We start from the raw sequence: 20,273 nt of genomic DNA on the forward strand, positions 1-20,273 counted from the left end.
GACGCGCTAAAGCGCCGCCCAGGGCCGACCGCGAAGCACGGAACGGAGCGGGCGCCGCAGCGCCGGCGCCGGCCCGAAAAGGGAAGGAGACGAAGATGTCGGGATGGTCTGGAGTGACCGGCGCCGCGGGCGATACGCCCGCCGGTGCGTCGGCTGAAGCGGGCGGCGGCACGGTGCTGAAGGCGGGCGCGGTCGGGTTCCCGACCGCGCTGGCGAGCGCGGTCGGCCTCATCATGGCGAGCCCGGTGATTCTCACCGCGACGTCCGGCTTCGGGATGGGCGGCTGGGCGTTCGCGGTCGCGATGATCATCGCGTTCGTGATGATGCAGGCGCAGGCGACGACGTTCTCCGAAGCCGCCGCGATGCTGCCGACGGCGGGCTCGGTTTACGATTACCTGTCGTGCGGGCTCGGCCGCTTCTGGGCGATCACCGGCACGATTTCCGCGTATTTCCTCGTGCACGTGTTCGCCGGCACGGCGGAGACGATCCTGAGCGGCATCATGGCGCTCGTGAACTTCGAGTCGCTGAACGCCGCGTTCGAGAAGCACAACAGTTCGTGGCTCGTCGGCGTCGGGCTCGTCGTCACGTTCGCGATCACCAACATCATCGGCATCAAGGTGTTCAGCAAGCTCGAGATCGTGCTGACGGCCGGCATGTGGCTGTCGCTGATGATCTTCGGCATCCTCGGCCTCGCGGCCGCGCCGGCCGTGCATCTCGACGGCTGGTTCGGCGGCTCGGAAGTCGGCACGTCGGTGCCGGCGGTGCTGTCGCTGGTCGGGATGGCGATGTTCATGTTCGTCGGGTGCGAGTTCGTCACGCCGCTCGCGCCGGAAATGAAGGCGCCGGGCCGCACGATTCCGCGCGCGATGGCGCTCGGCCTCGTCGGCGTCGCGATCTGCATGTTCCTGTACGGCGCGGCGATCCGCCGCCAGGTCGCGAACGTGCCGGTCAGCCCGGACGGCCTCACGCATCTGCTCGACACGCCGGGCGCGATTCCCGCGTTCGCGCTGCAGGTGCTTGGGCCCTTCGGCCGCGTGTGGTTCGGCATCGCGTTCCTGTGCGCGGGCGCCGCGACGATCAACACGCTGATGGCCGGGCTGCCGCGCATCCTGTACGGGATGGCGATCGACGGCGCGCTGCCGCGCTGCTTCGCGTATCTGCATCCGCGCTTCAAGACGCCGGTGGTCGGCATCGTCGCGTCGGCGATCGTGCCGATCTTCCATGCGTGGCTGATCAACGGCAACCTCGACAGCATCCTGCATCTCGTGCTCGCTGCGACCTGCGCGTGGGGCACCGCGTATCTGCTCGTCACCGCGTCGGTCGTGATGCTGCGCATCCGCCGCCCGGACCTGCCGCGTCCGTATCGTTCGCCGTTGTTCCCGCTGCCGCAGATCGTGTCGAGCGTCGGCATCGTGCTCGCGATCTGGTACATCACGCCGCCCGGCATGAACGCGCGCGACATCTACGTGCCGTTCGGCGCGATGCTCGGGCTCACCGCGCTGTACGCGCTGTTCTGGACGCTCGTCGTGCAGCGCCGGCATCCGTTCAAGCCGGTGCCGGTCGAGGAAGTGCTGCGCAACGAGCACGTCGCGTCGTGAGGCTCGCATTCGCCCGGTGGCGCGCGGCGCCCGACACGCCGCCGCCCGGCCACCGGCCCGGCGCGATCGCCGCGCGCGTGCTGGCCGACCTCGGGGCGGCGCGCGATGCGAGCAGCGGCGCGGCCGAACCTCTGGCCCGGCTGCCGAATGGCGTGCACGTGGCCGTCGAAGAACGCGTCGACCGTCAGTTCCTGATGCATACGGTCAGCGTGCAGGTGTCGATCGGCGCGGACGGCCCGGCCGGGCAGGGCCATGCCCGCGTGCTGCAGACCGGCCGGCTGCGGCGCACCGGTGTCGCGGCCGAGCCCGCAGCGGGATGCAGCCCCGGATTCGTGCGGGCGGTGGCCGCGCTCGTCGCCGATTCGTCACTCGCCGACGCGCTGCGCCCGTTGCACCTGACCGACTGCACGATCGCCGCGCGCGACGGGCGCTGGACGCTCGCCGTCGTGCCGTTCGGCGGCAGCGAGATCGTGAACCGGATGCCGTCGTTTCGCCGCTATGTCCGCCTGACCGGCGAGCAGGCCACTGCGCTGTCGGCGGCCTGCCTTGCATTCGAAACTGCACTGCGCGGAATTTTGCGGGGGTAAGCTGTGCCGTTGCGCGCCGTGCGGCGCAACGTGGATTCAGGGTTTCACCGGAGATGCCGATGCTGTTCCAGTCACGCTCACACGAAGACGTGCATGACCACGGGCTCGCGATCGCGGGTTGGCATCAGGTCTACCGCCAGATGACGCCGGGCCGGTTCAGGGGCACCGTCACGCAGGTGCTGTACGACGAGTTCCATTTCTTCCGCGAGACGACCAACCGGCGTGTCGCGCAAACCGGCCTCGCGCCGGCCGGGCGCACGTCGCTCGCGGTGCCGCTGTCGATGCCGCTCGCCGGCACGTTCCAGGGCCAGCCGGTCGACGGCTATGCGCTGCTCGCGCTGCGCGCCGGCGAGGATTTCGAATTCCACACGCCGGAAGGGATGGGACTCGTCGGGATCAGCGCGGCGTCGGACATGATCGACGAACTGTGCGAAGCCGAGTTCGGCGCGGCCGGCGCGCGCAAGCTGCGGCACGTCACGCGGCTGTCGGACGCGCAAGGCGTCGCGCTCGGCGCGCGGCTGTCGTCGCTGATCGACGACGCGCAGCGCAACCCCGGCTGCCTCGACTACGCGGCCACCCGCAAGATGTTCCGCGACGCGATGCTCGGCATGTTCCTCGATGCGCTCGACCAGGGCATCGGCGTCGAGCGCCGCGACATCACGCACGCGACCTACAGCGATATCGTCAGCCGTTGCGAGAAACACCTGCGCGACCGGCCCGAGGAACCCGTCACCGTGCTCGAGCTGTGCCGCGCGCTGCGCTGCAGCCGCCGCACGCTGCAGACGAGCTTCCAGCGCGTCGCCGACGTCACGCCCGTCGGCTATCTGCGCACGATCCGGCTGAATGCGGTGCGGCGCCTGCTGCGCACGACCTCGGCGCAGCAACTCGGTGTCGGCGAGGCCGCCGCGAGCTGGGGCTTCACGCATCTCGGCTATTTCGCACGCGAGTATCGCGACCTGTTCGGCGAGCTGCCGTCGCAAACCTTGCGTCCCGAATGACGTCCGCGCATCGCGACGGTGCCGCCGGGCATGGTCGCGTGTCGTCCGTTCGCTTCATCGTTTGCTGATTTGGGATAGGAATCCCGAATTTTCGCTGGATAGAGTCCTGTCACCCATATCGACAACACCATCGATCTGCACTGCGAATCGATGACATCAGAGGGGCGGGACATGAAGATCGGACGAAGACTGGCCGCGAGCGCGGCCGCGCTGGGTTGCATGCACGCACACGCGCAAACCTCGGGCAGCGTGACGCTGTACGGTACGGTGGACACCGGCATCATCTATTCGACGAACCAGCAGTTCACGCGCGCCGACGGCAGCACGGGCGGCGGCCACGCATGGCAGATGGGCGGCGGCAACCTCGTGCCGTCCCGCTTCGGATTCCAGGGCGCCGAGCCGCTCGGCGGCGGGCTGAACGCGGTGTTTTCGCTCGAGCAGCAGTTCCTGTCCGCGAACGGGCAGGCGCTGCAGGGCGGCACGGCGTTCAGCCGGCAGGCGTGGGTCGGGCTGCGCCAGGATTCGATCGGCACGCTCGGCCTCGGCCGCCAATACGATTCGTACACGGACATGCTCGGCGCGTACGTGTCGAGCAACAACTGGGCGACGCCGTACGGCTCGCATCTCGGCGACGTCGACAACCTGAACGCCGCGTTCAACTTCAACAACGCGTTGAAGTTCACCAGCGCGGACTTCAACGGCCTGACGTTCGGCGGCACGTTCAGCTTCGGCGGGCAGGCCGGCGATTTTTCCGCGAAGCGCGGCTATGCGGTCGCCGCGACCTACACGCGTGCGCCGGTCGCGTTTTCGGTCGGCTATCTCGACCTGCACCAGCCGCTCGACGCGGCGCTCGGCGGCGCGAACGGCTATATCGGCGACTTCGCGTGCAGCAATCCGGGCTCGATGTACTGCCTGCTTCAGGACGCCGGCTCGATGCGCGCGTTCGGCGCCGGCGGCTCGGTGACGCTCGGCGCGGCGACGGTCGCGCTGACCTACTCGCACACGCGCCTCGGCGACAGCCGCTATTTCTCGACGGGCGCGCAGCCGCGCACGCAGGCGTTCACGTTCGACGTCGGCGAGCTGAACGTCACGTACATGTTCACGCCCGCGCTGCAGGGCGGCGTCGCGTACATCTTCAACGCCGCGCACACGGACGGCCGCGGCACGACGCGCTTTCACCAGGTCAACGTCGGCACGAACTACAGCCTGTCGAAGCGCACCGCGCTGTATGCGGTCGCGATCGGCCAGCTCGCGAGCGGCACGGGGCTCGGCACCGACGCGAACGGCAATGCGGTGAACTACGCGCAGATTCCGGTGCTCGCGAACAGCAATTCGAGCCGGCAACTCGCGGTGATGGCCGGGATTCGCGTGAACTTCTGACGGCGCGCACGTGGCGAAGCGGGCGGGGCGGCCGGCTGCGATGGCCGGCCGGTTCCGCCGCGTGCCACAAATTCTTAACGATCGACGTGAACAATGGCGTTCGCTTCAGGACGCCCGAAGCGTCGCCGGCGTTGCACACGTGTGCAACGCGCGGCCGACCCGCCACCACGCCGATCGAGAGAGACCACATGACCTTGCTGAGCCGCCTGCGCGCGCTGTCCGCCGCCGTTGCGCTGTCCCTTGCCGCCTCGCACGCCTTCGCGGCGGATCTCGTCATCGCGGGCCGCGACGACATCTACGGCAAGGGGCTGGCCGACGCCGTCGCCGGCTTCGCCAAGCTGCATCCGGGCACCGACATCGAGCTGCTCAAGCTGCCGAACGCGAACCTGTACCAGAAGCTGAAGCTGTCGATGCGCGAAGGCACCGGCACGTACGACCTCGTGATGATGGACGACACGTGGGCGCCCGAATTCATCGGCAACGGCTGGCTGAAGCCGCTGCCGGCGTCGCTCGCGGACGCCGATCTCGTGCCGTCGGCGGTCGCGCTCGGGCGCAACGCGGCGGGCGCGCTGTACGCGCTGCCGATCGTCGGCAACGTCGAGATGTTCGCGTACCGGAAGGATCTGCTCGCGAAATACAAGCTGCAGCCGCCGCGCAACTGGGACGACGTGCTGAAGATCGCGCAGACCGTCGGCGGCGCGGACAAGAGCGTGTCGGGCGTCGTGTTCCGCGGCACCAAGGGCAACCCGGTCGTGACGGGCTTCCTGCCGATCCTGTGGGCCTATGGCGGCGACGTGTTCGACCGCGCCGGCAACGTGACGATCGATTCGCGCGAGTCGCAGGCCGCGCTGAAGACGTTCCTTGCGCTGAAGGCCTCCGCGCCGAAGGACGTCGACGTATACGGCGCCGCCGAAGTGCGCGATGCGCTTCAGCGCGGCACGGCCGCTCAGTCGATCGAGGTGTGGCCGGCGTGGATTCCGGCGCTCGACGATCCGAAGCAGTCGCGCGTGGTCGGGCAGATCGCGCTGCAGCCGCCGCCCGGGCAGACGGCCGGCCCGGCGCCGATGCTCGGCATCTGGCAGATGGGCATTGCGAAGGACGCGCCGCACGCGAAGCTCGCGCAGGACTTCCTGGCCTACCTGAGTTCGCGCGATACGCAAACGCGCCTCGCCGGGATCGGCATTCCGCCGACGCGCCGCAGCGTGTTCGCCGATCCGGCGCTGGTGCGCCAGTACCGCTGGTATCCCGATCAATTGAAGGCGCTCGAGGCCGGCCGTGCGCGGCCGCGCGTGAAGGACTGGCAGCAGGTCGAGAGCATTCTCGGCGACCAGCTGCAGCTCGCGCTGACCGGGCAGGCCGCACCCGACGCCGCGCTGCGTCAGGCGCAGCAGAAGATCGCGCAGGCGATGGCCGCGGCCGGCAAGTGACGGCTTGTCGCCACGCTTCGTCCGGAATCCGCGCATGAAAGCCCTCGGCCGCGGCCTGCCGTTCGTCGCGCTGCTCGGACCCGCGCTCCTGGTGCTGGCCGCGCTCGCGCTGTACCCGGTCGCGCAGGTGCTGATCGACTCGTTCTGCCAGGTCGACTACACGGCGGGCCGCCGCGCGTTCGTGGGGCTCGCGAACTATCGCGCGGTGCTCGGCGACGACGCGTTCGCGGCCGGCTTCGGCAACACGCTGCGCTTCACGATCGCGGCATCGCTCGTCGAAGTCGCGCTCGGCTTCGGTCTCGCGCTGCTGTTCGTGCGCGCGTTTCCGGGGCGGCGCATCGCGCTGCCGCTCGCGATCCTGCCGATGATGCTGTCCACGCTCGTGTGCTCGGCGATCTGGCGCAACTGGCTCAATTTCGACGGCTTCCTCAATGCGCTGCTCGCCGCGTTCGGCATCGAAGGCGTGCGCTGGCTGTCCGATCCGCATCTCGCGCTGTGGTCGCTCGCGCTCGTCGACGTGTGGCAGTGGACGCCGATGGCGTTCCTGATCGTGCTGGCCGGGCTGCAATCGATCCCGCAGGAGCTGTACGAAGCCGCGCGCACCGACGGCGCGAGCGAGTGGCAGTGCCTGCGCGACGTCACGCTGCCGCTCGCGGCGCCGCAGATCGGCCTCGCGCTGCTGCTGCGCTCGATCGACACGTTCAAGTTGTTCGACAAGGTCTATGCGTTGACGGGCGGCGGCCCCGGCAACGCGACGCAGACGCTGTCGACCTACATCTACGACACGGGCTTCCGCTTCTTCAACGTCGGGCCGGCGAGCGCCGCGTCGGTGCTGATGCTCGCGGCGTCCGCGCTGCTTGTTTCGGGGTACGTATGGCAGACGGTTCGCAAGCGGCGCGCATGACGGCGCGATCCGCGGGCATCGCGCACGCGCGAACGGGGGCCACGTTCGGTCGCGCGGCACCGTGGATTCTGCGCGCCGCCGCGCTCGCGCTGTTGCTGCTGCCGTGCCTGTGGATGGCCGGCGCGGCGTTCATGCCGACGCTCGAGCGCCTCGATCATCCGCTGCGGATCGTGCCGGCCGCGCCGACGCTCGAGCATTTCGCGTCGGTCTGGTCGAACGGCATCGGCGCGCCGCTCGCCAATTCGCTGCTGGTCGGGTTCGGTACGACGCTGCTCGCGCTGACGCTCGCGTTTCCGGCCGCGTATGCGCTCGTGCGGCTGCGGTTTCCGGCCCGGCTTGATTTGCTGTTCCTGATGCTCGTGCTGGCACTGAAGCTGATGCCGCCGATCACGATCGCGGTGCCGCTGTTCGCGCTCGCGAAGCGGCTGCATCTGCTCGATTCGACGCTCGGGCTGATGCTCGCTTACCAGATCTACGCGTTGCCGATGGCGATCTGGATGCTGCTCGCGTTCGTGCGCGACGTGCCGGTCGAATACGAGGAGGCCGCGTGCATCGACGGTGCGGGGCTCGCGCGGCGGCTCGTGCAGATCGTGCTGCCGCTGTGCGCGCCGGGGTTGATCGCGACCGCGATCTTCGTGTTCATCGCCGCCTGGAACGAGTTCCTGATCGCGCTGCTGTTCGTGTCGACGCCGAGCCGCTTCACGCTGCCGCTCGCCATCGCCGGCTACGTGACGGAGAACGGCATCGACTGGGGCGACCTGATGAGCGCGGGGCTGCTGGCGTCGCTGCCGACGCTTGCCGTGGCCGGCTACGTGCAACGCTACCTGCTGCGCGGCTTCGCGGGCGGGCTGAAGTGACGCGACACGTTACGCGCAGCTGTGCCGGACCACGTGCGTAACCGGCACGACGCGCGTGCGCGATGCGCCGTCGAACGTCTGGATCCGGTCGGCGAGCAGATCGACGGCCGCGTGCGCGAGGCCTTGCGTGTCCTGGCGCAGCGTCGTGAGCCGATACGCGCCGTATTCGGCGGCGGGAATGTCGTCGAAGCCGATCACGCGCACCTCGTCGGGCACGCGCAGGCCGAATGCGTCGCGGGCGGCGTCGATCACGCCGAGCGCGAGCAGGTCGGACGAGCAGAACACGCCGTCCGGGCGCTCGCAGGATGCGAACAGTTGCCGCGCGGCGTCGATGCCGCATGCATGCGTATCGGACTGCGTATCGATCACGTGGACGAGCGCCGCATCGAACGCGTCGCCGCGTTGCAGCGCCTGCGCGAACGCATCCGCACGTGCGCGCGCGCTGTAGCTCGCGGTGCGCGGCCCGACGAACGCGAGCCGGCGCGCGCCGGCCCGCACGAGCCGTTGCGCGGCATGGGCGGCACCCGCCGCGTTGTCGCTGATCACGACGTCCGCACCCGGCAGGTTCGCTTCGCGATTGATCATCACGACGGGAATCCGGTGATCGAGATACTGGCGCGCGACCGACAGCGGCGGCGACGCGGACGTCATCACGAGGCCCGCAATCCGGTAGCTGAGCAGCCGTTCGAGCGATTGCCGGACCTGGTGCGGATCGTCCGCATTGGTGACGAGCGGCGTGAACGCGCGCTGGCCGAGCGCGGCCATCAGGTCCGACAGCAGCCGCGCGCGGAACGGATTCTCGAACCCGGCCGTCACGACGCCGATCATGCTGCTGCGCTGCGTGATCATGTCGCGTGCGATCAGGTTGACCTGGTAGCCGAGCGCACGCGCGGCCACCATCACGCGTTCGCGCGTTTCGGGTGCGATGCTCGCCGTCGGCGAGAACGCGCGCGACACCGCGGAGCGCGACACGCCGGCCCGCACGGCGACATCCGACGCGGTCACCCACGTTTTTCTTTCCTTGTCAGTCATCGATTCATGATCCCTTCGCGATACGAAGCTTCCACGCCGCTGGCCGACTGGATGTCGGCGCTCGACGACGCGCGGCAGCTGCATACGCTGACCCTACCGGGCAGCCATGACACCTGTGCGTATACGGTCGACGATCCGCTCGTGCGCACGCAGCGCGCGCCGCTCGCCGCGCAGCTCGCGCACGGCGTGCGGCTGCTCGACATCCGCTGCCGGCACCGCTGCGACGCGTTCGACATCCATCACGGCGGGATCGCGCTCGGCATGTCGTTCGACGACGTGCTCGCGGACTGTGCGCGTTTTCTCGATGCGCATCCGCGCGAATGCATCGTGATGTCGGTGAAGGACGAATGGCCGGCGCAGGCGTGCACGCGCAGTTTCGATGCGACGTTCGATGCGCATCGTGCGCGGCACCCGCGGTTGCGCTGGCACGCGGGCGGCGCGCTGCCCGCGCTCGGCGACGTGCGCGGCGCGCTGGTGTTGCTGCGGCGGTTCCGCAGCAGCCGGCCGCTGGGCATCGACCTGACCGCGTGGCCCGACAACGCGACCTTCACGATCGATCATCCCGATGCGGCGTTCGTGATCCAGGACGAATACCGCGTGCCCGTTGCCGGATCGATCAACTACAAGTGGCGCGTGATCGATGCGCTGCTGACCGGCATGCCGTCGCCGGAAAGCGGCCGCTGGGCGATCAATTTCTGCAGCGGTACGGGGATGGGCGCGAATCCGTCGGTGGTCGCGCGCGGCGACGGCAGGGTGCAGGGGATTCAGGCGCGGCTCGCGGAGCGGTTGCGCGCGCAACGCGGTTCGTATGGCGCGATGCTGCTCGATTTCTGCGACGACGATGACTGGGCATTGGTGCGGGCGCTGGTTGCGTGCAACGATCACGTGCCCGAGCCGGGTGATGCGCGCAGGCTGGCCCGCGATTCCCGCTTCCCGTGAAGATCGGCACGTTGCCGAATGTGTGACGAGCGGTCCATGTTGCGAAACGAAGTGGATGGATAAGGTTGAACCATCCGTGGCGGGCGCGGTTCGATCGAGTCCGTCGCGGATATCCGGATGTTTCTCAACTCGGCGGGAGGCAACGGGCACGTGTGCCCGGCATCGCGCCGGCCCATGAACGTCGTCGTGACAAGCAGCGCCTGATTCGCCGCGAACCGTCCACGACGCAGGACTGCAAGGAGAGAGGTCATGGCAACGCTCGTCAACATCATGCAGGGCACCCCGAACGCGGTGCAGATCTGGGGCTTTCACGGCCCGTGCAACGTCAGGGACGTCGCAGCGGCATTGAATACCATCGCGTCGGGATTGAGCGGCGACGGTCACACGATTCACATCATGTCGGGAACGCACGGCTATTGCGCGGGGCAGGTCGGGGCAGTCGCCACGCGCGAACAGCGATTCGCCGCGGAAGACCGGGCGCTGGCTTCGCCGAAGACCAAGGACAACAAGCCGGTCGCGGTTGCGGTACACGACTTCAATACGGCGAAGCTGCCCGCGCCGGATTACGTGACGGCGGCGATGGCGAAGCTGAACGGCGACATGCGCGCGATCGTGCAGGGCGACGCGGGCACCGCGACGTTCCTGCTCGCGTATTGCTGCAGCGCCGGGACGCCGTAACGCGCCGTCGTGCGCTGACGGGCGGGCGTGGCGGTCCGCCCCGTTTCGCAACGACGAGACGTCGTGCGGATGCGCGTGTGACCGCGCCGTTCAGCGCGTCGCGATCGCCACCGCCGCGCCGGCCATCGCCGTCGCGCTGGTGCGGTTCGCGATCCGCTTCGCGCGTGCGGACGTGAGGAACGCACGCGCACGCGACGCGAGCAGCGACCAGAAGCAGTCGGCCAGGATCAGGACCGCGAGCATCGTGCCGACGAGCTCGGCCCACGCGAGGACACCGACGTGCGTCAGGTCGACGATCGTCGGCAACAGCGCGAGATAGAAGAGCATGATCTTCGGATTGCCGAGCGTGACCAGCGTGCCCGCGACGAACATGCGCCACGGCGACTGGCCGCGCGGCAGGTCGCCGGCCTTCGTGTCGGTCGGCGCGGTCCACATCTTCCACGCGAGAAACAGCAGGTACGCGACGCCGAGCAGCTTCAGCACGAGCAGGCCCGTCTCGAACGTGCGCGCGAACGCGGACAGCCCGGCAACCGCGAGCGTGAGCCACAGCGCCTCGCCGATCCACATCGCGGCGAGGAACGGCAGCACGTCTCGCACGCCGTTCGTCAGCACGCGCGCGACGAGCGCGGCGACGCTCGGGCCGGGCGTGCCGGCGGTGACGAGCAGGGCGATGGCGAACACGGCGAGCGCGGACGGCGTCATGACGAACCTCGTGGGCAGGGCGTTCGAAACGTATGAACTTTCGATTATAGTGACGGCCGTTCCCGCCTGCCTACCTCGTCGTGATGACAGTATCGATCCGGATTCGTCCCGCCACGCGGGAAGACGCGGCCGCGATGGCCGCCGTGGAAGTCGCCGCCGCCCAGCGCTTTCGCGACATCGGCATGCCCGACATCGCCGAAGGCGAGCCGACCGATGCCGCCAACGTGCGGATGCGCATCGACGACGGTCGCGCATATGTCGCGACGGACGAAGCGGGGACGTGCGTGGGTTTTGCGTTCTACCGGCTGCTCGATGCGCGGCGGCTTTATCTGGAGGAGCTGGATGTCGCGCCGTCGCACGCGGGGCAGCGGATCGGCGCGCGCCTGATCGAACGGATCATGACGCGCGCCGCGCAAGACGGCATCGCCCAGGTCGTGCTGTCGACCTTCCGCGACGCGCCGTGGAATGCGCCGTACTACGCGCGCCTCGGCTTCGTCATCATCGACGACGCATCGCTCGACGACACGTTGCGCGCGATTCGCGCGCATCACGTCGCACGCGGGCTCGACGAAACGCAGCGCGTGTTCATGCGCGCGGACGTGCGCGCATGAACACGCCGCCGGCCGTCAGGCCGCGTCGCTGAGCGCCGGGTAGTCGGTGTAACCCGTTTCGCCTTCGGCGTAGAACGTCTCCGGCACCGGCTTGTTCAGCGGCGCGCCGAGCTCGAGGCGGCGCGGCAGGTCCGGGTTCGCGATGAACAGCTTGCCCCACGCGATCGCGTCGGCGTGGCCGCTCGCGAGCGTTTCCTGCGCCGATTCGAGCGTGAACTGCTCGTTCGCGATCAGCGGGCCGCCGAACGCCTCCTTCAGACGCGGGCTCAGCTGGTCGCCCGAATACGATTCACGCGTGAAGATGAACGCGATCTTGCGGCGGCCGAGTTCGCGCGCGACGTAACCGAACGTCGCGGCCGGGTCGGAATCGCCCATCGTATGCGCGTCGCCGCGCGGCGCGAGATGCACGCCGACACGGCCCGCGCCCCACACGTCGATCGCCGCGTCGACCACTTCGAGCAGCAGGCGCGCGCGGTTCTCGATCGGGCCGCCGTACGCGTCGGTCCGGAGGTTGGTGCTGTCCTGCAGGAACTGGTCGAGCAGGTAGCCGTTCGCGCCGTGGATCTCGACGCCGTCGAAGCCGGCCTTCTTCGCGTTTTCGGCGCCCTTGCGGTATGCGGCGACGATGCCCGGAATTTCATCGAGTTCGAGCGCGCGCGGCGTCACGAACGGGCGCGGCGGCCGCACGAGGCTCACGTGACCGCCCGCGGCGATCGCGCTCGGCGCGACCGGCAGGTCGCCGTTCAAAAACATCGGATCCGAGATCCGGCCGACGTGCCAGAGCTGCAGGACGATGCGGCCGCCGGCCGCGTGCACGGCCTGCGTCACGCGCTTCCAGCCTTCCACCTGCTCGTCGGACCAGATGCCCGGCGTGTCCGCGTAGCCGACGCCCTGCGGCGTGACCGAAGTCGCTTCGCTGATGATCAGGCCGGCCGACGCGCGCTCGGCGTAATAGCGGGCCATCAGGTCGTTGGGCACGCGCGCGCTGCCTGCGCGGGCACGGGTGAGCGGCGCCATCACGACGCGGTTCGGCAGCGTCAGGTCGCCGAGGGTAACGGGATCGAACAGGGTGGGCATGGCAGATAACCTTTTCAGAAAGGCGGGCTTACGGCCGCGTCGTGCGCGGCGTGCGGCCCGCGTGGCCTGGGTCAGAGTTCGCGGCGCAGGGCGTCGAGAAATGCGTCGATGACGGCCTCGTTGCGCTGGAAGAACGCCCACTGGCCGATCCGCGTCGACGTCACGAGCCCCGCGCGCTGCAGCGTCGCAAGGTGCGCGGAGACGGTCGATTGCGACAGCCCGCAGCGCGCGTCGATCTGCCCGGCACAGACGCCGTGGTCGTACGGCAGCGTCTGCTCCGGGAAATGCGCGCCCGGCGTTTTCAGCCAGACGAGGATTTCCCGGCGCACGGGGTTCGAAAGCGCTTTCAGGATCGCGTCGATGTCGAGTTCGGTCGGCATGGAAAGGGGTGGTGTTCGGGGTGTTCGGCCGAAAAGCCGGTGCAAACGGGTATCGTCGATGGGCGAATCATATATCGGAAAAGTGCGATATGTGTGAAGGCACTGATGCGAGTGGGGTTGTCGATCGGCCGGAGCATCGGCGAATCACGCGCCCCCATACTGCGCGAACAGCCACCGTCGCATGGCCTCGAGCGCTTCCGAATGGGCATTGGCCTGCGGAAAGACGACGTAAAACCCGAGCGACATCGGAAACGAAAAATCGAACACGCGGCGCAGCCGGCCTTCCGCGATATCGCGTTCGACGAGCGGCTCGCTGGTCAGCGCGATGCCTTGACCCGCGACGGCGGCGTCGATGGCGAGCAGCGACTGGCTGAAGCGCGGCCCTTTCGTCGGATCGGTCTGCCCCGTTCCGCCGAGCTTCTCGATGAACTCCGGCCACAGGTCGTGCGCGTCGTGCAACAGCGCATGCTTCGACAAGTCCGCGGGGGTGCGGATCGGCGGGCCGCTGTCGAGCAGTGTCGGGCTGGCGACCGCGAAGATGTCGAGCGGAAACAGCAATTGCGCGACCAGGCCGGCCGGGAACGGGGGCTTGCCGAGCCGGATCGCGATGTCGACGCCGTCGGCGCGGAACGACGCAAGGCGCTCGTCGGCGATGACGCGAACCTCGATGTCGGGGTGCAGGCGACCGAAGTCCGACAGGCGCGGGATCAGCCACTTCGACGCGAACGACGGCGTCGTGCTGACCGCCAGGACCATGGGACGCTGGCCCAGGGCGTCCGTGGCATCGGCGATGATCTGCAGCGCGCGCTGGACCGACGAAAAATACTCGAGCCCTTCGCGCGTGAGCGCCAGCCCCCTGGGCAGCCGCCGGAACAGCTGAATCTCCACGACGTCCTCCAGATGCCTGACCTGCTGCGCCACCGCGCCCTGGGTCACGCCGAGCTCGTCGGCGGCCAGCCGGAAATTGAGGTGGCGCGCGGCGGCCTCGAACGCGCGAAGCGCATTGAGCGGCGGGAATCGACGGGTACGCGACAAAGCCTTCATGCAGTAGAAAATCTACAGTGTGGGTGGAGAAATCATCGTTCGACACGGCGATTATAGAGTCCTAGAGTGACGCTTCAGGACGACGATCGCGGCATTGAGCCGACCTATCCGGGAGAACGGCATGACTGTAGAGAAAGTGGCATTGGTGACGGCGGCGGGCAAGGGCATGGGCGCCGCGATCGCGCGGGATCTTGCGAGCAACGGCTATCGTGTCGCGCTGATGTCGCCGTCCGGCAGCGCGGTCGAGCTTGCCGGGGAACTCGGCGGTTTCGGCATGGCGGGGTCCGTCACCGAAGACGCCGACATCGAGCGTTTCGTAAACGGGACGCTCGCGAAGTACGGCCGCATCGACGCGGTCGTCAACAACACTGGGCATCCGCCGAAGGGCGACCTGCTCGCCATCGAGGACGACCAGTGGCACGCAGGGCTCGACCTGATCGTGCTCAACGTCGTTCGCGTGCTGCGCCGGGTGACGCCCGTCTTCCTGACGCAGGGCGGCGGCGCGGTGGTCAACATTTCGAGCTTCGCGGCCGACGCGCCCGAGCTGGCGATGCCGGTGTCGTCCGCGCTGCGCGCGGCGCTGAGCTCCGTCACGCGCCTGTACGCCGATCGGTATGCGAAGGACAACATCCGCATCAATTCGGTGCTGCCCGGCTTCATCGACAGCTGGCCGGAGACGCCCGAGATCGTCGCCCGCATTCCGGTCGGCCGCTTCGGCAGGACGCAGGAGATCGCGCAGACCGTGACGTTCCTGCTGTCGGAAGGCGCCGGCTACATCACCGGGCAGAACATTCGCGTCGACGGCGGGATCGTGCGCGCACTGTAAGCGGAAGATGGGGCGCGACGCCCGCGCCATCAGTTGTGCCGCTCGCCGATCCGGTTTTCTTCCGGACTCCAGACGCTGAGCCCTTCCGTCGGGTCCATCGGCAGATCCCAGGGCCGCGCGGCGATCGCCTGCATCGTCGCGTCGAACCCGGCCTGCCGGCGGGCCGCGATGCCGGCGGGTGTGAAATCGATGTCCTTCCACTGATCGTCGCCGTCGAGCCGCGGCGCCGCGAGCTTGATCACGTGCATCGTGGTCTGGCAGCCCCACGCGGCGAGTGCCTTCACATCGGCCGTCGCGCGCTCCGCCTCGGGCAGCCGCATGACCAGTTCCCGGATCACGTGGCGCAGCCGGTGAATCTGCTGCTGCCGCGCGATGTTGCTGTCCGTGCGGCTCGCGTACTGGATGTCCTTCTGCCGCTCCGACACCTGCCAGATGCTTTGCGGCTCCGGCCCGACCGGATTCCACATCTGCACCGAGAAGATGATCGAGCTGCGGCGCGGCGCGTCGTCCAGCACGACCTCGACCGGCGTATTCGAATAGATGCCGCCGTCCCAGTAGGGCGTGCCGTCGACCCGCACGGCCGGGAACGCGGGCGGCAGCGCGCCCGAGCTCATCACATGGTCGATGCCGAGCGGCCGGTCGCGCGAATCGAAATAGCGCATCGTGCCCGTGCACGCGTTGACCGCGCCGACGGTCAGTCGCGGCCGGCCCGCGTTCAGCAGGTCGAGATCGACGAGCGACGCCAGCGTGTCGCGCAGCGGCTCGACCACGTAGTACGACGCGCGCTCGACGCCGACCCGCGCCAGCGGCCCGAACCACGCGGCGGGATTCGGCCGGAAGAATCCCGGGAGGCCCGCGCCGATGACCGCGAGTTCCGAGCCGATCTTGTCCCAGCTCGTCGGGAAGCCCGGCACGTTCACGGCGGGCCGTTCGGTGACGTGTCGCCAGAATTCGGCCATCCGTTGCGCGCGGTGTCCGGGCGCGTTGCCGGCGATCAGCGCCGCGTTGATCGCGCCGATCGACGTGCCGATGACCCAGTCGGGCTGAATGCCCGCCGCATCCATCGCCTCGAAGACGCCGAGCTGGTACGCGCCCAGCGCGCCGCCGCCCTGGAGCACGAGCACGACCTGGCCCGGCAGTTTCGGATGTGCGGGTTGACTTGCCGTCATCGCTTGCCTCGTGGTCGGTGACGGCCGGCGGGGGCCGGCCGGATGGAACCAGTGTAGGCGATCGTCGGGCAGCGTCCGCGGTGCCGGATGTTCGCGGGGCCTTGCGGCGCGCCGCGTCATTCCACGGTGATGGTCTCCTTCATGTACGGATGAATCCCGCAGAACACCTTGTAGACCCCCGGCTTGTCGAAACGGAACGAGTAGGTTTCGTCCTGGTCGAGCGCTTTCGAATGGAAGATGCCCGCGTCGTTGACGACGGTGTGCGGTTCCGCGTCGAGGTTTTTCCACGTGACCGTCGTGCCGGCCTTGATCGTGGTCGACATCGGCGAAAACATGAAATTGCGGATCGTCACGAGCGGGCCGGCCGGGGTCTGCGCGCATGCGGCGAGCGGCGTGCCGACGGCAGCCGCGCTCAGGATCAGTGCGGCCGCCAGCGTCGAGGGCTTGAGGAAGGTCATGTCGGTCTCCTTGTGTGTCGGCATCAGGCCAGCGTCGTGTCGTGCAGCGACGCCGCGACGGGATGGCCGGCGAAGTCGACGGTCGTCACGCCGAGCATCGCGGGCAGCCGGTCGTGCGGCACCGTGAGCGGCACCGGGCCCGGGCCGTTGCCGGCGGTCGGCTGCGGGAACGCGGTGGAGCGCGCGGTGTGGAACGTCACGTTGCCCTCGACCTTCGACACGATCTGGTGGATGTGCCCGTTCAGCACGGTGACCGAGCCGAAGCGGCGCAGCAGCGCCATCGTCTGCGGCGCGTCGCCGGTGCCCCAGCCCCACGGCTCGTAGATGGTCCACATCGGCATGTGCGAGAACACGACGATCGGCGTGCTCGACGATTGCCCCTTCAGGTCCTGCGCGAGCCACGCGAGCTGTTCGTCGCCGAAGCTGCCGAGCCCGTTCGGCTTGAAGTGCATCACGTTGACGAGCGCGACGAAGTGCACGCCCGCGTGATCGAAGCTGTAGTAGCCGCGGTTGTCGGACGCCTTGCCGAACCGGCTGAAATATTCGGCGCCCGAGCCATCGGTCACATCGTGTTCGCCGGGCACCGTGTGCAGCTCGGGCACGCGCAGCCCGGACAGCAGTTGCGACGCGTGATCGAATTCTTCCGCCTTGGACAGGTGCGTGATGTCGCCGGTATGGATCGCGAGCGCGGGCGCGGCAGGCATCCCGTTGACCAGATCGATCGTCTGCCGCAGCGTGGCCGCGACGTCGGGATTCGCGTCCTTGTTGAAGCCGATGTGCGTGTCGCTGATCTGCACGAACAGCGGCCGGCCCGCGTTCGCGGGGAGTGCGGCGCCGCTTTGCGCGAGCGCGAGATCGAACGGCGTGAGGATGCCGCCCGACAGCGTAAACAGCGTGCCGAGGCCGCCGAACGCCATGCATTGCAGGGCCTTGCGGCGCGACGGGCGGGTGGGAGTCGATGAAGACATGTTTGCCTCGCATTCGTATGACGGAACCGGACGGCCGGATCGTCCTGGAATTAGCCGGCGCCTTCGCATGCCATACCGATGCGGCGACGGATTTATTCCCGGTTATTTGCGAGGCCCGATGCGGCCGTTCGAGGCTTGCGGCGCGATGACGGATCGCTGACGGATGACCTGTCAATGTCCTGTAAGTGACACGTCACGTTTGCGTCATGTTCGCCCGATAGCCTGCGACACCGAATCACCTCTCCGGAGCCCCTCATGCCGAATCTCGCGGCAACGGAAACCCGTGGTGCGGGCGGTCGAAGCACGCGCACCATCGGCCTCGCATCGTTCTTTCCGAGCGTTGCCTGCGGCATCGTTCATGTCGACGCTCACCCGAGCGCGGCTCCCGGTCCGGTCAAGGAACGTTCGGTCCTGCCGATCGTGCCGCGCTTCGTCGCGCTATCGGCGGCACTGTACCGGGCGATTCACACGCTGTTCTGAGCCGCGCCGGCCGATGCCATACCCGGCCGCGCGGCACGCGGCCGATCCCATCGATTTTCAATTCGAACCAGACGCTACCGATGGATATCAGTTTCTTCGATCCGAATCGCACCGCCAACGCGTCCGCGTGGCGCGTGCTCCCCAACCGCTGGGATGCGGTCGCGTTTCCGCTGATCATCGGCATACTCGCCATGGCGATCGTCGGCTTCCACGAGACGATGGCGCCGATCGCGACCCTGCAGACGCAGAAGATCTCGCTCGATCCGTCGAACCTGCCCGAATACGCGTTGCGCACCACGCTGCGGATGCTCGCCGCGATGGTCGCGTCGCTCGCGTTCACGCTGATCTACGGCACGCTCGCCGCGAAAAGCCGTCGCGCCGGCATGGTGCTGATCCCGATTCTCGACATCCTGCAGTCGGTGCCGGTGCTCGGCTATATCTCGTTTACGGTCACGTTCTTCCTTGCACTGTTCCCGGGCCGCGTGCTCGGCGCCGAGCTCGCGGCGATCTTCGCGATCTTCACGAGCCAGGCGTGGAACATGACGTTCAGCTTCTATCAGTCGCTGCGCACGGTGCCGCGCGACCTGAGCGAAGTGTCGCGCGGCTTCCACCTGACGTCGTGGCAGCGCTTCTGGAAGCTCGAGGTGCCGTTCTCGATGCCGGGGCTGATCTGGAACATGATGATGTCGATGTCGGGCGGCTGGTTCTTCGTCGTCGCATCGGAGGCCATCACGGTCGGCAACCAGACCATCACGCTGCCCGGGATCGGCGCGTATCTCGCGCAGGCGATCTCGGACAAGAACCTCGGCGCGGTGGGCTGGGTGATCGTCGCGATGTCGGTCGTGATCCTCGCGTACGACCAGTTCCTGTTCCGTCCGCTCGTCGCATGGGCCGACAAGTTCCGGATGGAGAACACCGCGTCGGGCGATGCGCCGCAGTCCTGGCTGCTCGACATGCTGCGCCGCACGCACCTGATCCATCAGCTGCTGGTGCCGGCCGGCTGGCTGCTGTCGCAGGCCGCACGGATTCCGCTGCGCGTGCCGGCGCTGACGGGCAAGCGCTCGCGCGGCACGTCGGCGCGCGGGTCGTCGCGCGTCGGTGACATCGTGTGGGGAACGTTCGTGATCCTGATGACCGTGTACGTCGCATGGCGCGTTGTCGGCTTCGTCGCGACCGGCGTGACGATGAGCGAGGTCGGCCACGTGCTGACGCTCGGGTTGATCACGCTCCTGCGAGTGATCGTGCTGATCGCGATCGCGTCGGTGGTCTGGGTGCCGCTCGGCGTGCTGATCGGGCTGCGCCCCGCGCTGGCCGAGAAGATCCAGCCGCTCGCGCAGTTCCTCGCCGCGTTCCCGGCGAACCTGCTGTTTCCGGTGTTCGTGATCGTGATCGTCCACTTCCATCTGAACGCGGACATCTGGCTGTCGCCGCTGATCGTGCTCGGCACGCAGTGGTACATCCTGTTCAACGTGATCGCGGGCGCGATGTCCTATCCGAACGACTACAAGGAGGCGACGAAGAATTTCCGCATTCGCGGCTGGCAGTGGTGGCGGCAGGCGATCCTGCCCGGCATCTTCCCGTATTACGTGACCGGCGCGATCACCGCGTCGGGCGGCGCGTGGAACGCGAGCATCGTGTCCGAGTTCGTGCAGTGGGGCGACACGAAGGTCGTCGCGCACGGCCTCGGCTCGTATATCGCCCAGACGACCGCGGCCGGCGACTTCCCGAAGATCATCCTGGGCATCGCCGTGATGTCCCTGTTCGTCACCTTGTTCAACCGCCTGCTGTGGCGTCCGATGTACGCCTATGCGGAATCCCGGCTCCGTCTCGATTGAGAGTAAGCGCGATGCAAAATTCGACCGTAATCAACGCCCCCGCCCAGACGTCCCAGCCGCTTCAGCCGCCGCGCCTCGGTGAGGAAATCCTGCGCGTCGAGCACGTGAACCGCGGCTTCAACAAGTCGCAGGGCGAACTGCTCGTGCTCGACGACGCGAACCTGTCGCTGCGCGAAGGCGAGATCGTCGGACTGCTCGGCCGTTCGGGCTCGGGCAAGTCCACGCTGCTGCGGATCATCGCGGGGTTGATCGAGCCGACCGGCGGTGAAGTGACCTACCTCGGCAAGCCGCTGACCGGCCCGGCCGAAGGCGTCGCGATGGTG

Annotated in this window: 22 protein-coding genes; 14 read left to right on the forward strand and 8 right to left on the reverse strand. The window is 68.3% G+C overall.

From position 1 onward, the window contains the following. Nucleotides 1-95: 95 nt before the first annotated feature. The 7 genes from WS46_RS25725 to WS46_RS25755 all read left to right on the forward strand — a co-directional run bounded on the left by WS46_RS25725 (nt 96) and on the right by WS46_RS25755 (nt 7,751). Complete coding sequence (locus WS46_RS25725) at nt 96-1,598, forward strand: APC family permease (protein ID WP_059526608.1); 1,503 nt, start codon at nt 96-98, stop codon at nt 1,596-1,598. Then, nucleotides 1,595-2,185, forward strand: a complete 591-nt coding sequence (locus WS46_RS25730) for a DUF3156 family protein (protein WP_059692173.1) — start codon at nt 1,595-1,597, stop codon at nt 2,183-2,185. The genes WS46_RS25725 and WS46_RS25730 overlap by 4 nt, the downstream gene beginning before the upstream one ends. A 59-nt stretch (nt 2,186-2,244) precedes the next feature. Further along, nucleotides 2,245-3,183 (forward strand): helix-turn-helix domain-containing protein, encoded by a 939-nt coding sequence (locus WS46_RS25735; protein ID WP_059527184.1) that lies wholly within the window; start codon nt 2,245-2,247, stop codon nt 3,181-3,183. A gap of 171 nt (nt 3,184-3,354) precedes the next feature. Next, nucleotides 3,355-4,563: a porin gene (locus tag WS46_RS25740; protein ID WP_059692174.1), complete on the forward strand. Its 1,209-nt coding sequence runs from the start codon at nt 3,355-3,357 to the stop codon at nt 4,561-4,563. A gap of 188 nt (nt 4,564-4,751) precedes the next feature. Next, on the forward strand, nt 4,752-5,990 hold the full coding sequence (locus WS46_RS25745; RefSeq protein WP_059692175.1) for an ABC transporter substrate-binding protein: 1,239 nt from the start codon (nt 4,752-4,754) through the stop codon (nt 5,988-5,990). A 34-nt stretch (nt 5,991-6,024) separates the two neighbouring features. After that, nucleotides 6,025-6,894 carry a carbohydrate ABC transporter permease gene (locus tag WS46_RS25750; RefSeq protein WP_059692176.1) on the forward strand — a complete coding sequence of 290 codons (870 nt, stop codon included), beginning with the start codon at nt 6,025-6,027 and terminating at the stop codon, nt 6,892-6,894. After that, on the forward strand, nt 6,891-7,751 hold the full coding sequence (locus tag WS46_RS25755) for a carbohydrate ABC transporter permease (RefSeq protein ID WP_059692208.1): 861 nt from the start codon (nt 6,891-6,893) through the stop codon (nt 7,749-7,751). Before WS46_RS25750 ends, WS46_RS25755 begins: the two co-directional genes overlap by 4 nt. 9 nt (nt 7,752-7,760) lie before the next feature. On the opposite strand, the gene WS46_RS25760 is transcribed toward WS46_RS25755, so the two are convergent. After that, the gene (locus WS46_RS25760; protein ID WP_059692177.1) at nt 7,761-8,783 is read right to left on the reverse strand and encodes a LacI family DNA-binding transcriptional regulator; all 1,023 of its coding nucleotides are present in this window, start codon (nt 8,781-8,783) and stop codon (nt 7,761-7,763) included. Between the two features lie 6 nt (nt 8,784-8,789). On the opposite strand from WS46_RS25760, the gene WS46_RS25765 reads away from it, so the two are divergent. Both WS46_RS25765 and WS46_RS25770 read left to right on the forward strand, forming a co-directional pair. Continuing rightward, entirely contained in the window at nt 8,790-9,722 is a 933-nt protein-coding gene (locus WS46_RS25765) for a phosphatidylinositol-specific phospholipase C (protein WP_156443185.1), read from the forward strand. Nucleotides 9,723-9,971: 249 nt separating this feature from the next. Beyond that, nucleotides 9,972-10,400 carry a hypothetical protein gene (locus tag WS46_RS25770; RefSeq protein WP_059526591.1) on the forward strand — a complete coding sequence of 143 codons (429 nt, stop codon included), beginning with the start codon at nt 9,972-9,974 and terminating at the stop codon, nt 10,398-10,400. A gap of 90 nt (nt 10,401-10,490) precedes the next feature. Here WS46_RS25770 and WS46_RS25775 read toward each other — a convergent pair whose 3' ends face one another. Then, the gene (locus tag WS46_RS25775) at nt 10,491-11,102 is read right to left on the reverse strand and encodes a LysE family translocator (protein WP_059692178.1); all 612 of its coding nucleotides are present in this window, start codon (nt 11,100-11,102) and stop codon (nt 10,491-10,493) included. A gap of 83 nt (nt 11,103-11,185) precedes the next feature. Between WS46_RS25775 and WS46_RS25780 the strand changes: the two genes are divergently transcribed. After that, a complete protein-coding gene (locus WS46_RS25780) occupies nt 11,186-11,713 on the forward strand; it encodes a GNAT family N-acetyltransferase (RefSeq protein WP_059692179.1) in 528 nt (175 codons plus the stop codon). Between the two features lie 15 nt (nt 11,714-11,728). On the opposite strand, the gene WS46_RS25785 is transcribed toward WS46_RS25780, so the two are convergent. The 3 genes from WS46_RS25785 to gcvA all read right to left on the reverse strand — a co-directional run bounded on the left by WS46_RS25785 (nt 11,729) and on the right by gcvA (nt 14,214). Continuing rightward, nucleotides 11,729-12,790, reverse strand: coding sequence for an alkene reductase (locus WS46_RS25785; protein WP_059692180.1), 1,062 nt, complete (start codon nt 12,788-12,790; stop codon nt 11,729-11,731). Nucleotides 12,791-12,861: 71 nt separating this feature from the next. After that, nucleotides 12,862-13,170: a helix-turn-helix transcriptional regulator gene (locus WS46_RS25790; protein ID WP_044846683.1), complete on the reverse strand. Its 309-nt coding sequence runs from the start codon at nt 13,168-13,170 to the stop codon at nt 12,862-12,864. Between the two features lie 144 nt (nt 13,171-13,314). After that, complete coding sequence (gene gcvA, locus WS46_RS25795; RefSeq protein WP_059692181.1) at nt 13,315-14,214, reverse strand: transcriptional regulator GcvA; 900 nt, start codon at nt 14,212-14,214, stop codon at nt 13,315-13,317. A gap of 121 nt (nt 14,215-14,335) precedes the next feature. Here gcvA and WS46_RS25800 point away from each other — a divergent pair, with 121 nt between their 5' ends. Then, nucleotides 14,336-15,040 carry an SDR family oxidoreductase gene (locus WS46_RS25800; RefSeq protein ID WP_059692182.1) on the forward strand — a complete coding sequence of 235 codons (705 nt, stop codon included), beginning with the start codon at nt 14,336-14,338 and terminating at the stop codon, nt 15,038-15,040. Nucleotides 15,041-15,069: 29 nt separating this feature from the next. On the opposite strand, the gene WS46_RS25805 is transcribed toward WS46_RS25800, so the two are convergent. The 3 genes from WS46_RS25805 to WS46_RS25815 all read right to left on the reverse strand — a co-directional run bounded on the left by WS46_RS25805 (nt 15,070) and on the right by WS46_RS25815 (nt 17,635). After that, nucleotides 15,070-16,209 carry a patatin-like phospholipase family protein gene (locus tag WS46_RS25805; RefSeq protein WP_059692183.1) on the reverse strand — a complete coding sequence of 380 codons (1,140 nt, stop codon included), beginning with the start codon at nt 16,207-16,209 and terminating at the stop codon, nt 15,070-15,072. A gap of 116 nt (nt 16,210-16,325) precedes the next feature. Next, nucleotides 16,326-16,667, reverse strand: a complete 342-nt coding sequence (locus WS46_RS25810; protein WP_059692210.1) for a cupredoxin family copper-binding protein — start codon at nt 16,665-16,667, stop codon at nt 16,326-16,328. A 23-nt stretch (nt 16,668-16,690) separates the two neighbouring features. After that, nucleotides 16,691-17,635 carry a metallophosphoesterase gene (locus tag WS46_RS25815; protein WP_059692184.1) on the reverse strand — a complete coding sequence of 315 codons (945 nt, stop codon included), beginning with the start codon at nt 17,633-17,635 and terminating at the stop codon, nt 16,691-16,693. Nucleotides 17,636-17,890: 255 nt separating this feature from the next. Between WS46_RS25815 and WS46_RS25820 the strand changes: the two genes are divergently transcribed. The 3 genes from WS46_RS25820 to WS46_RS25830 form a co-directional block, all read left to right on the forward strand. Next, entirely contained in the window at nt 17,891-18,115 is a 225-nt protein-coding gene (locus WS46_RS25820) for a hypothetical protein (RefSeq protein WP_059692185.1), read from the forward strand. 80 nt (nt 18,116-18,195) lie between these two features. Continuing rightward, nucleotides 18,196-19,950 carry an ABC transporter permease subunit gene (locus WS46_RS25825; RefSeq protein ID WP_059692186.1) on the forward strand — a complete coding sequence of 585 codons (1,755 nt, stop codon included), beginning with the start codon at nt 18,196-18,198 and terminating at the stop codon, nt 19,948-19,950. Between the two features lie 11 nt (nt 19,951-19,961). Next, nucleotides 19,962-20,273 (forward strand): ATP-binding cassette domain-containing protein (locus WS46_RS25830; protein WP_156443186.1); only part of this gene is annotated, 312 nt, incomplete at its 3' end.

This window comes from Burkholderia sp. RF4-BP95, from assembly GCF_001521985.1.
GTDB classification, from domain to species: domain Bacteria; phylum Pseudomonadota; class Gammaproteobacteria; order Burkholderiales; family Burkholderiaceae; genus Burkholderia; species Burkholderia diffusa.